Origin of the sequence: Bacillus sp. FSL R5-0422 (assembly GCF_038610765.1) — a bacterium.
Classification (GTDB): domain Bacteria; phylum Bacillota; class Bacilli; order Bacillales; family Bacillaceae; genus Bacillus; species Bacillus pumilus_O.
On record NZ_CP152014.1, the window covers coordinates 3,062,937 to 3,079,454 of the forward strand.

The 16,518-nt window shown below is 39.9% G+C and carries 12 protein-coding genes and 1 other annotated feature; of the genes, 8 read left to right on the forward strand and 4 right to left on the reverse strand.

What is annotated here, in order from left to right:
- Positions 1-3 precede the first annotated feature (3 nt).
- Positions 4-1,989: an excinuclease ABC subunit UvrB gene (gene uvrB, locus MKX52_RS15785; protein WP_088001102.1), complete on the reverse strand. Its 1,986-nt coding sequence runs from the start codon at positions 1,987-1,989 to the stop codon at positions 4-6.
- 293 nt (positions 1,990-2,282) lie between these two features.
- Entirely contained in the window at positions 2,283-2,528 is a 246-nt protein-coding gene (locus MKX52_RS15790; RefSeq protein ID WP_012011392.1) for a CsbA family protein, read from the reverse strand.
- A 284-nt stretch (positions 2,529-2,812) separates the two neighbouring features.
- Between MKX52_RS15790 and MKX52_RS15795 the strand changes: the two genes are divergently transcribed.
- The 8 genes from MKX52_RS15795 to MKX52_RS15830 all read left to right on the forward strand — a co-directional run bounded on the left by MKX52_RS15795 (position 2,813) and on the right by MKX52_RS15830 (position 14,020).
- Positions 2,813-5,344, forward strand: coding sequence for a PEP/pyruvate-binding domain-containing protein (locus MKX52_RS15795; protein WP_342491010.1), 2,532 nt, complete (start codon positions 2,813-2,815; stop codon positions 5,342-5,344).
- A gap of 80 nt (positions 5,345-5,424) precedes the next feature.
- Positions 5,425-5,997 carry a TetR/AcrR family transcriptional regulator gene (locus MKX52_RS15800; protein WP_088001098.1) on the forward strand — a complete coding sequence of 191 codons (573 nt, stop codon included), beginning with the start codon at positions 5,425-5,427 and terminating at the stop codon, positions 5,995-5,997.
- 40 nt (positions 5,998-6,037) lie between these two features.
- Complete coding sequence (locus MKX52_RS15805; protein ID WP_088001096.1) at positions 6,038-7,372, forward strand: MFS transporter; 1,335 nt, start codon at positions 6,038-6,040, stop codon at positions 7,370-7,372.
- Between the two features lie 276 nt (positions 7,373-7,648).
- Positions 7,649-8,632, forward strand: coding sequence for a hypothetical protein (locus MKX52_RS15810; RefSeq protein WP_012011396.1), 984 nt, complete (start codon positions 7,649-7,651; stop codon positions 8,630-8,632).
- Complete coding sequence (locus MKX52_RS15815) at positions 8,629-9,315, forward strand: response regulator transcription factor (RefSeq protein WP_342491011.1); 687 nt, start codon at positions 8,629-8,631, stop codon at positions 9,313-9,315. The genes MKX52_RS15810 and MKX52_RS15815 overlap by 4 nt, the downstream gene beginning before the upstream one ends.
- Positions 9,312-10,730 carry an ATP-binding protein gene (locus tag MKX52_RS15820; protein ID WP_144471364.1) on the forward strand — a complete coding sequence of 473 codons (1,419 nt, stop codon included), beginning with the start codon at positions 9,312-9,314 and terminating at the stop codon, positions 10,728-10,730. Before MKX52_RS15815 ends, MKX52_RS15820 begins: the two co-directional genes overlap by 4 nt.
- A gap of 143 nt (positions 10,731-10,873) precedes the next feature.
- Entirely contained in the window at positions 10,874-12,997 is a 2,124-nt protein-coding gene (locus MKX52_RS15825) for a glycosyltransferase family 39 protein (RefSeq protein ID WP_342491012.1), read from the forward strand.
- Between the two features lie 30 nt (positions 12,998-13,027).
- Complete coding sequence (locus tag MKX52_RS15830) at positions 13,028-14,020, forward strand: glycosyltransferase family 2 protein (protein ID WP_342491013.1); 993 nt, start codon at positions 13,028-13,030, stop codon at positions 14,018-14,020.
- A 46-nt stretch (positions 14,021-14,066) separates the two neighbouring features.
- On the opposite strand, the gene MKX52_RS15835 is transcribed toward MKX52_RS15830, so the two are convergent.
- Together MKX52_RS15835 and MKX52_RS15840 are read right to left on the reverse strand one after the other, a co-directional pair.
- Positions 14,067-15,416 carry an amino acid permease gene (locus tag MKX52_RS15835; RefSeq protein WP_012011401.1) on the reverse strand — a complete coding sequence of 450 codons (1,350 nt, stop codon included), beginning with the start codon at positions 15,414-15,416 and terminating at the stop codon, positions 14,067-14,069.
- A gap of 75 nt (positions 15,417-15,491) precedes the next feature.
- Positions 15,492-15,716 (reverse strand) — a binding site (T-box leader).
- A 90-nt stretch (positions 15,717-15,806) separates the two neighbouring features.
- On the reverse strand, positions 15,807-16,481 hold the full coding sequence (locus MKX52_RS15840; protein ID WP_012011403.1) for an NAD(P)H-dependent oxidoreductase: 675 nt from the start codon (positions 16,479-16,481) through the stop codon (positions 15,807-15,809).
- Positions 16,482-16,518: the final 37 nt, after the last annotated feature.

Consider the following 16,518-nt stretch of genomic DNA (forward strand, 5'->3'; position numbering starts at 1 on the left):
CAATCATCCTTCCGCTTTTAGCTCTAGCAATAGATCTCTTAATTCTGCTGCTTTTTCAAAATCAAGCGCTTTTGCTGCATCTTTCATTTCCATCTCGACCTTTTCGATCACTTTTTCTCGTTCTTTTTTGCTCATTTTTGACAGCTTTGGTGCTGCATTTGTTTCATATTCTTCCGATTCTTCATGTATCTTTGTTGCTTTAATGGCATCTCTAATTTTCTTATGGATGGTTTGCGGTGTAATTCCATATTTTTCATTATATGCCTCTTGCTGCTCTCGTCTTCGCTTCGTTTCTTGAATCGCAATATCCATTGATTTGGTCATTTTATCTGCATACATAATGACCCGGCCTTCTGAATTTCTCGCTGCCCGGCCAATCGTCTGGATAAGGGATCTTTCAGAGCGTAAGAAGCCCTCTTTATCTGCATCTAAAATCGTCACGAGCGACACCTCTGGAATATCCAGTCCTTCACGAAGAAGGTTGATTCCCACAAGCACATCATATTTTCCGAGACGTAAATCGCGAATAATCTCAATCCGCTCAAGGGTCTTAATTTCTGAATGCAGATAATTGACCTTGATTCCAATCTCTTTTAAATAATCTGTCAGATCCTCAGACATTTTCTTCGTCAGCGTCGTCACGAGCACACGCTCATTTTTCTCAATCCGCGCATGAATTTCTCCAATTAAGTCATCAATTTGACCTTCAATTGGACGCACTTCAATAATTGGATCAAGTAAACCTGTTGGACGGATAATTTGTTCCACAACCTCTGGGGTTTTCTCAAGCTCATAAGGACCCGGAGTGGCAGATACATGCACAATATGATTGATATGCTTTTCAAACTCATCAAAGGTGAGCGGTCTGTTATCAAGTGCTGAAGGCAGACGGAATCCGTGATCAACCAACACTTGCTTTCTTGCTTGGTCCCCGTTGTACATCGCACGGATTTGCGGGACCGTCACATGTGACTCATCGACAACAATCATAAAATCATCTGGGAAATAATCAAGCAATGTATAAGGGGTTGAACCAGGAGGACGCAAGGTCAGATGTCTTGAGTAATTCTCGATTCCTGAACAAAAGCCCATTTCTCTCATCATCTCAAGGTCATATCTTGTCCGCTGCTCAAGGCGCTGTGCTTCTAGCAATTTTCCATTATCTCGAAGCTTTTCGAGCTGCTCCTCAAGCTCTTGTTCAATATTAACAATCGCTTTTTCCATTTTTTCTTCTCTAGTGACGAAGTGAGATGCTGGGAAAATAGCCACATGTTCACGATCACCGAGTATTTCTCCAGTCAGTGCATCCACTTCTCGAATACGTTCAATTTCATCACCGAAAAACTCCACTCTGATACAATGCTCATCACGTGAAGCAGGGAAAATTTCAACGACGTCTCCTCGTACTCGGAAGGTTCCGCGCTGAAAATCTATATCATTACGAGAATACTGAATGTCCACCAGCTTACGTAGAAGCTGATTGCGTTCAATCTCCATTTCAGTACGTAAAGACAGCACAAGCTCTCGGTATTCCTCTGGCGAACCTAAGCCATAAATACAGGAGACACTGGCAATGATGATGACATCTCTCCGCTCAAATAACGAGGACGTAGCGGAGTGTCTCAGCTTATCAATCTCATCATTGATGCTGGCATCCTTTTCAATAAATGTATCCGTCTGAGGCACATACGCCTCTGGTTGGTAATAATCATAGTAACTCACAAAATATTCGACAGCATTATTCGGAAAAAATTCCTTGAACTCGCTGTATAGCTGACCGGCAAGTGTCTTATTATGCGCAATGACAAGTGTCGGTTTGTTCACTTCTTTAATCAGATTGGATACAGTAAAGGTCTTTCCTGTACCTGTTGCACCTAACAGCGTTTGATGCTGTTTCCCCTGATGGATCCCCTCAACAAGCTTTTCAATTGCCTTCGGCTGATCTCCTTGGGGCTGATAGTTAGAAACTAATTCAAAGCGGTCACTCACATCAAAGCCTCCGTTTCGTTACGAAATCTATCTAATGAATATATTATCATAAAAGAACACAAAAATACGAACTAAAGTTCGGCTCTTGCTTGATTTTTATTTCCAATACAGTCATACCCTCTCTTCAATACCAAATAACCCTCTTGCGAAAACCTTCCTTTCAGTATGGAACATTTTGGTGAGAGATATGCGATGACAGAAAAAGAGAACAAAAAGAAAGCTGCACTCACTAAAAATCGTAAGCACAGCTTAAAAACGTCACCTTTCGGCCTCACACGCTCTTGATGATCACATCAATGATGTTTTTCAGCCTTTTCTCTCTTTTCAATTTCTTTTTTAGCCATATATAATGCACCAGCTACTAAAGAAATGATATCTAATCCTACAATAAAGTAGGTTTCTGTATAGCCCTTCATATACGAGGCAAATAAAAGCGCTGCTGTTAATGCAATGCCCACATAATGATTATAAGTCACCTTTGAAAATAAAATAACGAGCAGGAAAGGAAAAACAAGTGCAAATATGGCTTTTGTAATCACAAAAACCCTCCCTCTTCATGATCTACTCCCTTGATTATAGTAAAGTTTGGCATATTGAACAATTCACAGTTTTCAATTTCCCCTATTTTTCTTTCTGTTCGGAGACTTTTGTTTTAGATATAGTAGGAAATTAGTGAGAATGTCCCCTTTGTAAAGATAGGTCTTTCCGTCTTTGACAGTCACATCCAATAAATTCTATGATTAAAATGATAGTGCGCACTATCATTTTAGAAACAATAGAGAGACAGACAAACCATTGGCTATTTGGATAAGGGGGCATTCCCATGTATTCAGTTTTATTTCATGCGGCTGAAGAATCCGCATCACTCGCAGGGGCAAAAGGCCTGAATTTAATCAAATTAAACAATCACGGCCTGCCAGTCCCAGATGGATTTATTATCAAAACCAACAGCTTTTCAAGCTTTCTTTCATATCACAACCTGCATCCAACCGAACAAAACCTTGCTGACAAAATCAAAGAAGCATCGTTTCCTTCTCAAATGGAAGCAGAACTTCTTTCGTCCTTTCAATCATTACGGAAAACTTATCCCTCAGTTGCAGTCAGATCCTCTTCTGTTGCAGAAGATCTCGAAGGCGCCTCATTTGCAGGACAGTACGAGACCTATTTAAATATCAAAACAGATGAAGAATTCTTACAGGCTGTCAAAGAATGTTGGTCTTCTTACTTTGGAGTGAGAGTAACAGAGTATAAGGAAGAGATGGATGAAAACGAGGAAGAGATGCCGCTCATGGCTGTTGTCGTTCAAGGATTGATCCATTCTGATGTCTCCGGTGTCATCTTTAGTGAGAATCCCATAACAGGAAAAACAAATGAAATGATGCTGACAGCAAGCTACGGACTAGGAGAAGCAATCGTTTCCGGGCTTGTGACACCAGACACATTTGTTATAGACAAAGAGACACTTTCTATTGAAAAATCACTTGGAACGAAAGAGCTGCAAATTATTCCTTATCAAGAAGGTGTCATTGAACAAGCAGTGACGGAGGAAATGGCTGGTCAGTTTTGCCTGAATGATGACCAACTAGTAGAAATCACGCACATCACCAAACAAGTAGAAGCACTTTATGGTCATAGCGTCGATATCGAATTTGGGATAGCAAATGGCACATTTTATTTACTTCAAGCCAGACCGATTACCGCAGCTCTCTCAAAAGCAGCAGATGAAACAGTAGGGGCTTCTTTTCAAATGCAGCCAGACGAGCTGCAGGATTTCTGGATCTCAATGGACGATCATATGCCGGGTCCAACAAGTCCTCTCTTTTCAAGTCTGATCATCCCAGCATTAAAAAGCGGTATGAAGAAAAATGGTGAAAAATATCAAGTGCCTGATCTGAATATTAAAGATATCAAGCTTTATAGAGGACATCTCTATTCATCACCGTCCCTGCCAGAAGCGAGTGCAGAAGCCGTACCAGTTTTTGATGAAAGCTTATTTGAGTTATTTCCGCATCTAAGTGAACGTATGTATGAAATTTTAGAGAAAAATTTCTTTCCTTTTTACGAAAAGCTGGATCTCAAAATAAAGGAACCGATGACCATTGAAGAAGCCATCATCGGCTTCGAAGAATTAAAAGCTTTTTATATACAAGCATATGATGATCATTTTGATATTGTCATCCCTCAAGTCATTTTATCAACTATGATTGAAGACATGCTTGTGACGTATACTGGTGATCAATCACAAGTGATCCTACTGCATGAGATGATGATAGGCGTGATGAATAAATCACTTGAAACAGATAAGAAGCTATCTGATTTTGCAAAGAGTGTCCTTCAAGATAAAGAACTTTATCAAGCATTTATAAACAATGAAAAGAATTCAGAGCTGCTTGATGCACTCACTCAATCGGAAAAAGGCAGACACTTCATTTCGACATTAGAGGAATTTCTTCAAGTTTATGGCTGGCGATCTGTGAAAAGTCATGACCTTACGGAAAAGACATGGGTGGAAAACCCTGAGTTTATCCTAGATATCATCAGAAACAACATTCAACACCAAAGTGATTTTGATGAAGAATTTGCACAAGCCGTCATCAAAAGACAAGAGACATATGAACATTTTATGAGCCAAGTGAAGGATGAAGCATTTAAAACGAAATTTGAGACACTTTACCAATTTGCTCTACAGGCTGCTAATATCCGTGATGATCATCACTTTTACATTGATGCCATGTTAGATGCTAAAGCCAGAGTATATCTATTAAAGATTGGCGAACTTCTTGTACAAAAAGGAACGCTTCCTCATCAAGAAGATCTATGGTATCTCTACGATGAGGAGGTACACACAGCGCTCACAACGTCTACATCATTTGATACAGTCATCGCACAAAGAAAAATTGACATGAAAGAGAATGAAGCCATCCAACCACCAGCTTATATGGGCACCCCCACTGAAGCTGAATTGCAGCAAGCAGAAAGAACGCTCGGTTCATTAAGAGAAAATGAAAACAACACAAGCGATATGATCTATGGAATTGGCGCATCTAGCGGTATTGTTTCTGGAAGAGTAAAAATTATTACATGTGCTGAGGAATTCTCACAATTTCAAAAGGATGATATTTTAGTTTGCAAAACAACCACACCTTTATGGACGAGCTTATTTAGAGATGCAAAAGCAGTCGTAACCGATGCTGGAGGCATTTTATCTCATTCAGCTATTATCGCAAGAGAGTATATGATGCCAGCTGTCCTAGGAACCCGAATAGCAACAGAAACACTTCAATCCGGTGACCTTGTGACAGTAGATGGAAGCAATGGACGTATTCAGATATTAAAACAGCATGCACGTGTCTAACTAGATCATATTGGCGGTCATAGGTTTTATCGGTATACTTACTTTGTTGCAAACACATTCATAACCTGAGGTGAGTATGCTTGTTAAAATCTACAAATCAACGAATCATTCGCGCAACAATGGATTTATTGACTGAAAAGGGCTATCAAAAAACCACAACAAAAGAAATAGCTAAAAAAGCGAATGTCAGTGAAGCAACTATTTTCCGCAACTTTAAAAACAAACGCGGCGTTATTGCTGCTATTATGAAAATGAAATCAACGCCAACAAAAACCTTAGAAGCAGAATTCAAAGGGGATTTGTACACCGATTTAAAGTTTCTCGGTTCCTATATCCTTGAACATTTGACTTCAAAAAAAGAATTTATTTATATCAGCATGCGAGAACCGGCAATGTTTAAAGATCTGACTAGTCATGAAAAAATTTATCCTCAAGAACTAAGGGAAATGCTGATACAATACTTCAAAAAGATGAGCGTTCAACAGCATGTCTTAAAAGGAAAAGAAGACATTTATGCAGACATTTTCATTAGTACGTATTTTGGTTTTTTTACTCAGCAGCTTGAGCAAGACTTCCAGCTCGTATTAACACAAAAAGATGATTTTATTGAGACATACACACACATTTTCATGAGAGGAATTTCTCCCGCTTAAAGGGTGGAATTCTTCTTTTTCACAAAAGGTGGTATACACATTGAGGTTACAAAAAGAGAGCTTGATCATCTATTCTTTGTTACTTGGAGCTATACTAGTTCCGGTCAACTCAACGATGATCGCAGTCGCTCTATCATCCATATCAACATATTATGATCAATCCATTTCAAACATCACTTGGGTTGTCACCATTTATCTTATTGTCATGGCGGTCACCCAGCCTATCGCTGGTAAGTTAGGAGATATATACGGACACCGCCGCATGTATTTAACCGGAGTGACACTCTTTTTAATCGGCTCGATTGGCTGTGCTTTAGCACCTAATCTAGCATTTCTCATCATCTTCCGCTCCATTCAAGCAGCTGGCGGGGCTATTTTAACACCGAATAGTATCGCTTTGATTCGTGCAACAGTCTCACCCGAAAAACTGTCTAAAACAATGGGTTACTTTGGATTTGGTGCTGGTATTGGTGCCGCTCTTGGGCCTTTTATTGGATCGATTCTCATTCAGAGTTTTGATTGGCATTCTATATTCTTAGTGAATATCCCATTCCTATTTCTTACACTAGTCACCGGTGTTTTACTTATTCCAAAGGTAAAGCATACACGTATACACGCAAGAGTAGATATGATTGGTTCATTGTATTTAACCATCGGAATTGCCACAGTCATTCTATGCTCAAAAAGCCAGCTATTAAATGAATATTTCATTTATGGCATTCTAGCATTGATTGTCATTCCTTTATTTTTTAGACATGTACGGAAAGTAAAGAATCCGATCATCGATTTGTCCCTATTTAAAAACAGTTCATTTACAAATGCGAATCTATCGATCATGCTAAGTAATTTTGTGATGTATGCCATCCTCCTCATTATGCCGCTGTTTATGGAACAACAACTGGCCCTTTCTCATACACAAAGTGGTATGATTCTATCGGTATTTTCTCTTTGTATGTCTCTTAGCGGTTTATTAGGCGCAAGACTTCATCCAAAAAAAGGCGCGAAAAAAATGATTCGCTTTTCATTTCTCTGCCTCACTTTATCAGGCATCATGTTAATTACACTGAGTCAGTATCCAACCTTACCACTGCTTATTGTGACACTAGTCGCGGGGGGAATTTCATCAGGGATTGGTATGACAAGTATGCAGATGGCTTCATTAACAGCTGTTGATCAAAGTTTATCTGGTTCGGCCTCTGGTATTTTCTCAACCTTTCGATATTTTGGCAGTATCATTTCGTCGACATTGATTGGTATCATGAGTGGTTTCCAATCTTTATTTATTGTATTAATGGGTGCAGGAATCCTTGGCTTCCTTTTATCCCAACGCGTCAAAACGAAATCTACCTCCCCATCATCTGGGCATTCCGCCTAATGACTCCCTGCGCTCTATATCAATTTAGAGCGGGGGAGTTTTCTTTATTTTTCTCACTGTAAGCTATAATTGGCAAAGGAATCAAATATTGAAAATCCTTTTTTAAAGATGAAAAAAAGCCATATGACTAGATAAACAAGAAACTTTAAATCGATTTATCCTCATTCATCCACCTATACTCTGTTTTTCATCTCTTTCAGCATTGATAACTTCGATTTTTTTTCACAATTTTTATGGTATGCTTTTTGAAAATAGAGGACTCAAAGGAGCGGAAGAATGGCACGTCTAAAATATGTTTTGATCTATTTATCAGCTCTATTGTTATTCCTGTCAGGCTGTGGAAAAGACCAGCAGTTTACTCCACCTGGAAACTCTCAATCGATCGCGGTCATCTCTCAATTAAAAAAAGCCTCCTTTTCAATCGTTGATTTACAAAAGAATAAAGTAATCTCTTCCGTTGATTTAAAACATCCGCTCACTGATCTTATCCAAATCAACAAAGACGTCATCATCGCAACTAGTAAAGAAGGAGAATCGCTTATCGAAATTAATTTAAAAAAAGGTACAGCAACAGATTATATGGATGTGAGTAAAGGACTGACTTCCCTTACATATGATGCAGTTTCTCACACCTTAATTGCAGCGGATTCACAGAAAAATGTCGTTTATTTTATTGATACGCAGCGTAAAAACATAAAAGCAACTGTGAAGACTGGAAAGTTACCTTCTTCTATGACACTTTCTCCGGCAGGTACTTTATTCGTATTAAATGCAGAAAGCCATACTGTCTCTGTCATAGATATTGAGAAGGAAAAACTTATACGTACGTTCTCTGTGCTTGAACGACCATCTGGTATTCATTTTGATGGACAGTCCATTTGGATTGGTGGTCACGGAAAGCCAGGCACCTTAAATAAAAGCATTTTTGCTTACGACCCTAAAACGGGTAAAAAGCAGAGAGAAATGAAACTAGGTGTTATGCCTGTTGCCTTCTTCTCAGAGAAAAATTCTTCTACTTTATATGTACTTTGTCATGGAGATCATACGCTATACAAAGTAGATACAGAAAAGAATAAGCAGCTTGCTTCTGTTGAGACTGGTCAAAATCCTAATTATATTAACGCTGATACCACATCAATATATGTGAGTAACTTAGATGACAATTCAGTATCAATTATCGATAAACATACATTCATGATGAAAAATCGACTGAATGTCCCATCAGGACCCTATGCTATCGTGTTGGAGGAAAAGAAATGAAAGAACAAATGCATATTTTAATTGTAGACGATGAGTTCGATATGCTTGAGCTAATCGGATCCTTCTTAAGAAGACAAGGCTTTCACATTATCACAGCTAATAATGGAATGGAGGCTTTACGTCAGCTTGAAAAGGAACCCGTTGATCTTGTTGTACTTGATATTATGATGCCTGATATGGATGGATTTGAAGTCTGCCAGCGTATTCGGCAAACTTCTCAAATTCCTATCTTATTCTTAACAGCTAGAAGTTATGAAGAGGATCGAATTAGGGGCCTAGAAATTGGTGCGGATGACTACATTATGAAGCCTTTCAGTCTACGTGAGCTTGCAGCAAGAATTGAAACAACTTTGAGACGAATTAGAGGTCTTTCGCTAAAGCGCAGCCGCATACAGTTTGGTGACATGGAGATCGATCAGGATGGTAGACAAGTTTATATCCTTCAGGAGCCCATTAATTTAACTAGAAGAGAATTTGATTTACTCATGTTTCTTTTACTCAATCAAGGCCAAGTGTTTTCACGAGAACAGCTCTATCAAAAATTATGGGAATCACATTCTACGAGCGGCTCTTTACGAACAGTCGATACACATATCAAAACGCTAAGACTGAAACTAAAGGGAGCAGAACGGCATATTAAAACCGTTTGGGGTGTCGGTTATAAGTTTGAGGAGGAAGAATGAAGCCTTTATCGATTAAAAAGAAAGTGCTCTTCTTAATCCTTGTAGTGACCGGAATTGTTGCTGCCTCAGCTCTTGCCCTCACCTATTACTTATACCAGCACTTATATGTTGATAAGCAAATTGATTCCTTAAGTTTACAAGGTAAAAAGCTGGCACAAATCTATCATCAACACGGGAAGGATACGTATTTTACCGATAGAATAAAATGGTCTAACGATTCGAGTCAGGCGAACATTATTTTTACAGATGATCCAATGGAGCTTTCAAGTGGTCTTCCTTTTGATACGAACACAAATGATAATCTCATCACATTCAAAGAACGCCAAAAGCTCCTTCAAGGGGAAACCGTCGTGTTGATTAGAGAACACTCACAGTTTCATCAAGATATTCTTGGCATCGCCATCCCTGTTTTCTCAAGCAAAGATGAGCTATCGGGGACAATTTTTCTATCCATGCCCTTATCGGATGTATATGAACCTTTTGTCCAAATCAGATTGACACTTGGCATATCTATTTTATTAATCCTGCTCCTGATTTTCTTTATCGGATATAAAAGCTCCAATCAAGTCGTGCGGACAATTAATCAAATGAAAGAAATTGCGTTGGAAATGGAGTCTGGTGATTTTTCAAAACGGATGGCTGTGACCAAAAACGGTGATGAGTTAAACCAGCTGAGCCGCTCTTTTAACAAACTGTCTTCTACCCTTGAAAAAGTTGAGCAGCACCGCAGGGAATTTCTTGCGAATGTCTCCCACGAACTTCGAACTCCCCTAAGTTATATGAAAGGATATGCTGAAGGTATTGAAGAGGGCATTATTGATCAAAAAAAAGGCATGCAGATTATTCAAAACGAATCCACACGATTAAGCAGGCTCGTACATGACCTTCTTGATCTCGCGCAGTTAGAGGGAGAATCTTACCCACTAACGATGGAGCCTCTCGTCTTTGCACAGCTTATTCATGATGTTCTTGATCAAATGAAATTCATTGCTAGTCAAAAGGGAATCTCGTTCAACCGAGCACTCGAAGAGGATTGTATTATTTATGGTGACAGCGATCGACTTGAACAAGTCGTTCGTAATTTATTGGACAATGCCATCCATTACACGCCATCAGGAAAGTCGATTTCGATTGAATTACTCGTTCACCAAAACATTGCTGAATTAACTATTACAGATGAAGGTAGCGGAATTCCAAAAGCAGAACTCCCTCATGTTTCTGAGCGTTTTTATCGAGTGAATAAAGCGCGCACAAGAAAAGATGGCGGCTCTGGTCTTGGACTAGCCATTGTGTATCAAATTATTAAAAAACATCGTGGCACGTTCGTTCTTCAATCTGAACAAGGCATAGGTACGACCGCTATTATACAATTACCAAGTGCAGAGAGCACTGAAATTCCGCCTGCCCCCTCGTAAAATGACACCTTAAACAAAACAGCTCTTTTCTAGAGCTGTTTTTATTCAACAGAAAAATAAAAAATTGGCCTTTTTTTATTCATAATTTATTCATATTTGCTTGTTACACTTTTTTCAAGTTAAGAAAAAGGAGTGACAAACTTTTGATTAGACGCTTTCAAAAATTTGATCTTTATTTATTTTTCATATTAATTTTATCTGCCATTTTAAACATTTATAACATTTGGAACAACGATACAGTGAACGCTTATTATACCGCAGCGGTCACAAGTATGATGCAAAGCTGGCATAATTTCTTCTTTACTTCGTTCGATCCCTCAGGTTATGTCACGGTGGATAAACCACCGCTCGCCTTCTGGCTGCAAACGATCAGTGCCAAAATTTTCGGACTGCATGGCTGGAGTGTGATCTTACCCCAAGCTTTAGCTGGCATTGGATCAGTTTATTTAATCTATCGCCTAGTCAAACCTACATTTGGGCAGGCTGCTGCAAGACTGTCAGCACTCATTATGGCGTGCACACCAATCGCAGTTGCTGTATCTCGTACAAATAACATTGACAGCTTACTCGTTTTTATTCTTTTACTCGCAACAGCCATGATGTTCAAGGCTGTGAAACAGCAGAAGGTACTTTGGGCAATTGCTTCTTTTGCAATGATCGGTATCGGTTTTAATACAAAAATGCTTCAAGCGTATATGATTGTACCGGCTCTCGTCTTGTTTTACATCATCGCCTTCCGAACGACATGGAAGAAAAAGTTGTTATCACTATTGATCTCAATGATTGTTCTTTTAAGTGTATCTGCTTCTTGGTCTATAGCGGTTGATCTCACATCCAAAGATAATCGTCCTTATATGGGATCAAGTCAATCGAACTCAGCACTAGAATTAGCCTTTGGTTACAACGGTCTTCAGCGGTTAACTGGACAACAGTCTGGCGGGAGAGGCGGTACAAATCAGGGGGAGGGGCAGCCACCTTCACAGCAGGGTGATCAGCAAAATGACAATGAATCATCCAACATGACTCAGCCGCCATCCAGTGGTAATCAAAACAACTCAGACAATTCAAACCAATCATTCAACCAGCAACAGACTTCAATGCAAGGACCACCACGCAGTGCAAACGGTACAATACCACCTGATATGCCTTCAGGCGGTAATAGTGATGGACCTCCAAATGGCGGGGGCGGAAAGATGGGAAGTGGTTCTGGCATGTTTGGAACAGGAACAAAAGGGCCATTACGTCTGTTCCAATCTGAATTGTCCGATCAAATCAGTTGGCTGCTTCCATTTGCGCTCTTCGGTGCGATTGGTATCTTCTTCTCGACAGTCTTTGAAAGAAGACGTCTCAATACAAAACAAAAAGAAACACTATTTTGGTTAGCTTGGCTTATACCCGTTGCTGCATTTTTCAGTATAGCAGGATTTTTTCATCACTATTATTTAATCATGCTGGCACCGCCAATTGCTGTATTAGCAGGAGCCGGCTGGGTTTCTATGACTCAATTGTTCCAAACAGGAACTGGCTTTAAAAAATGGCTGCTTCCTATTGCGATATTCGTCACAACCGCATTTGAAATCTTTATCCTATCCACATTTACAAGCACGATCGGTCTTGGACTAAGCGTTGCAGTCGGTATCATTGGTATTGGAACGATCCTTTCTCTACTTTTGATAAAAGGAAAAGAAAAACTAAAACAATTCGTGTCTCTCATCGCCATCCTTGGCATGATGATTGCACCACTATACTGGGCAAGCACACCTCTTCTTTATGGAGGAAACAGTATGCTTCCAGAGACTGGTCCTCAGCTTGCAACTTCAAGTGGCAGCATGAGTTCACAAGTCAATGAAAAGCTGATCAGCTATCTTGAAAAAAACAATACGGGAGAAGAATTCCTATTCGGAACAACAGATGCAACCACTGCTTCGCCTTACATTATTAAAACAGGAAAAGCTGTTATGGCATTAGGTGGATTTAGTGGATCTGATAACATTCTCACACTTAGTGAATTCAAGCAGTTCGTCAAAGACGGTAAAATCAAATACTTCTATCTTTCTGGTATGAGAGGCGGTAGCTCTGACATTCTCACTTGGATTCAAAAAAATGGAAAAGAAGTAGCTACTTCTAACTGGCAGAACAGCTCTACATCCAAAACGAATCAGCAAACAGACAGCTCAGACAGCCAACAATCAGAACAAAATAATCAGTCTAATGGACGAATGGGCGGAATGGAGAGCGGCACTCTTTATAAACTATCCGTTGATTAATTCATCTATTAAAGGGAGGAACGATGATTGATGGAAAAGAACATACAATATTCTATTGTAGTCCCAGTGTATAATGAAGAGCTTGTGATTCATGAATCGTATCAGCGCCTTAAGACCGTCATGGATTCAACGGGAGAAGCATATGAGCTTCTCTTCGTCAATGACGGCAGTATGGATCGTACAGCTGAACTGATTAAAGGGTACTGCCAGACCGATTCGAATGTGAGACTTATTGATTTTTCTCGTAACTTTGGACATCAAATTGCCATTACAGCGGGAATGGATTATGCAAAGGGAGAAGCTGTCGTAGTGATTGATGCGGATTTACAAGATCCACCTGAATTAATTTTAGACATGATTGAAAAATGGAAGGAGGGCTATGAGGTCGTATACGCAGTCCGTACCAAGCGAAAAGGCGAAACAGTTTTCAAAAAGTACACCGCTTCCCTTTTCTACCGAGTGTTACGTCAAATCACCGAAGTAGATATTCCTATTGACACCGGCGACTTTAGACTGATGGATCGTAAAGTGTGTCATGAAATGAGAAAAATACGAGAGAAAAACCCATTTGTCCGCGGATTAGTGAGCTGGGTCGGTTTCAAACAGGTTGCGGTAGAATATGTTCGGGATGAGCGGCTGGCAGGAGAAACAAAGTACCCTCTCAAAAAGATGCTCAAGCTCTCAATGGATGGGATCACATCTTTTTCTTACAAACCTTTAAAGCTAGCCAGCGTGACAGGTATTGCACTTTCAGCTATTGGCTTCATATCGATGTTTCTAGTTTTATATTTAAAGCTTTTTACAAACAGCACCATCACCGGCTGGAGTTCATTAATTGTCATTCAGCTATTCTTTAGCGGGATTATCCTCTTTATGTTAGGCATGATCGGAGAGTATATTGGCCGAATTTACGATGAAGCCAAGGACCGGCCGCTTTATATCGTCAGAGATAGCTATGGCCTTCAGGCTAAGCCACATCCAGTTCAATCCCCTGTACATTTCAAGCAATATAAACAGCATTAAAAAAAGCGCGCGAGACCTCTTCAGAAGGTCCTGCACGCTTTTTAGCTTATACGGCTGTTTCAAACCGTTTTCTATTAATAAAGAAAGAAAGTGTAATGATTAAATAAATGCACATTGTGACCAGCGTTTGGACAATTGGTGTATTTAATACAACGCCGACAAAAATGGCCATGATCGCAATGACGGAAAACCACGTTGTGAAAGGATACAGCTTCACGCGATATCCGCCTGGCTGTGCGACGCTTCGAGATTTCAAATGACCAACGGCAATGATAAACCAGATGAATAGAACTGTGTAACTTAAAGAGCCCATCAAGTAATTAAACGTTTGACTACCTACAAAAAGAGAAATCAATACAGCTGCATACAAGGTAGATGTACATACAAGAATCGCTCGAACAGGCACTTGTTGTTTTGACAGTTTAGAGAATCCTTTCCATACACGGCCATCCATTGCCTGTGTAAATAGTACTCTTGAAGAAGCGTACAGACCAGAGTTCATAGAAGACAAGATTGCTAATAAAATAATCCCGTTCATAATATCACTTGCATATGGCACACCAATCGTTGCAAACACCGTAACGAATGGGCTCACTTGTTCATTGTTTACTTGATTCCAAGGAATTAAGCTGACGATGATGAAGAACGGAAGTACATAAAAACCGATGATTCGTACAAATGTACTTTGAATGGCTTTTGGGATGACTTTTTCAGGGTTTTTCGTTTCTGCTAATGTCACCCCAATCATTTCAGTTCCGCCATATGAATACACAACAACTAGCATTGCCGCAATTAAGCCGCCCGTTCCATTCGGGAAAAATCCTCCGTGGTCGGTTAAGTTGGATAATCCAGGTGCTGCATGCTGTCCGAATGAGACAAACAGCATCGTTAACCCAATGATAATAAATAAAAGAATGACAGCAATTTTAATAGAGGCTAACCAGTACTCTGTCTCAGCAAACATTTTGACTGAACAAACATTGATCAATGTCACAACAAGTGAAATGATTAACACAAGTGTCCAAATTGGTACTTGTGGGAACCAGTACTGAATAAAGATGGCAGACACGATCGCTTCTGCTGCAATGTTTAACACCCACATTTTCCAATAGATCCAATCTAAGAAATAGGCGGGGTATTTGCCTAACACAGGTTCAATTAAATCACGGAATGTTCTAGCGCCAGGTCGTGCAACTGTCATCTCGGCAAGTCCTTGCATAATAAATAATAAAATAAGACCACCAATCATATATGCCAAAATGACAGCAGGACCCGCGATATCAATGGCAGAACTGCTTCCTTTAAACAGACCAGCACCGATGGCACCGCCAAGTGCGAGCATCATGATATGCCTTGACGTCATTGTTCGTTTTAACTGCACATGTTCCTTTTCCATTTTCTATAGCTCCTTTAAATTTGAATCTTCAGACAAAAATAAGATAAAAGCATATAAAAAGGCCAGTCATCTCCTTGAAGAGACGACTGACCTTGCAACCGCGTTACCACTCTTATTGACTCAGACATAGCTGAATCCAACTTGAAACCCGATAACGGAGGTCACACGTAAAGACTTACTATTTATTCAGTCTTGCCGCTCCTTGAGCGAGTTCAATGATTCGTTTTACTGCGTTGCACCACCCCGCAGCTCTCTTAGAAAACGGATATTCATTTACTATTCTCAAGTCAAAGCGTTTTATAGTCAATTTGTCTATTTATCAAAGATTTTATTTTTTAAATATACTGACTAACCACGCAATTGTCAACAGCCTTTTTCAGACATTTCCTATTAACGAATCCAAACGGCTACTTCATCCATCGGACGACGTGTTTTGCCGCGCTTTGGCTCGATGACGCGATACCCAAAGGCAGCCATGACAGAGATGTCGTACTGACCATCTTCGAGTAATCCTTCCTCCTCAAGCATACGATGAATTTCGTCGTAGCTGAATCCCTCAATAGGGCAAGAATCAATGCCAATTTGTGCCGCGGCCGTCATCATATTACCGAGAGCAATATACGTTTGTTTAGAAGCCCAATCGAAGAGCGTACGGTCAGTTTCCATCAAATGAAGATCATTCTCTTGGAATTGTTTGTAGCGTCCTTTTACCATCTCAAACGTTTCGTCTGTCATTCCCTTGATTTCCTTGTTGATATACTCTGCATATGGTGAATCATAACGGGCGTCTGTTCTTGCCAAAATGATCACAAAATGGCTGGCAGTTGGCAGCTGCTTTTGCGCACCCCATGTATATTCTTTTAATTTCTCTCTAAATGATTCATTTTGAACGACGAGGAACTTCCAAGGCTCAAATCCGACAGAGCTTGGGGAAAGTCTTCCTGTCTCTAAAATGAACGCAAAATCATCTTCTGGAATCTTTTTCGTTGGGTCAAACTCTTTTGTCGCATGACGGAATTCATACGCCTCAATGATTTCTTTTTTTAATTGCTCTTTGTCTCGCATGGTATTCATCCTTTCTACTGAACGATTAGGGTGTGAA

Bases quoted from the DNA above. Each gene is read 5' to 3' on its own strand.
- MKX52_RS15795 (WP_342491010.1), top strand. From the start codon at position 2,813: ATGTATTCAGTTTTATTTCATGCGGCTGAAGAATCCGCATCACTCGCA.
- MKX52_RS15810 (WP_012011396.1), top strand. From the start codon at position 7,649: ATGGCACGTCTAAAATATGTTTTGATCTATTTATCAGCTCTATTGTTA.
- MKX52_RS15815 (WP_342491011.1), top strand. From the start codon at position 8,629: ATGAAAGAACAAATGCATATTTTAATTGTAGACGATGAGTTCGATATG.
- MKX52_RS15820 (WP_144471364.1), top strand. From the start codon at position 9,312: ATGAAGCCTTTATCGATTAAAAAGAAAGTGCTCTTCTTAATCCTTGTA.
- MKX52_RS15830 (WP_342491013.1), top strand. From the start codon at position 13,028: ATGGAAAAGAACATACAATATTCTATTGTAGTCCCAGTGTATAATGAA.
- MKX52_RS15835 (WP_012011401.1), bottom strand. From the start codon at position 15,416: ATGGAAAAGGAACATGTGCAGTTAAAACGAACAATGACGTCAAGGCAT.
- MKX52_RS15840 (WP_012011403.1), bottom strand. From the start codon at position 16,481: ATGCGAGACAAAGAGCAATTAAAAAAAGAAATCATTGAGGCGTATGAA.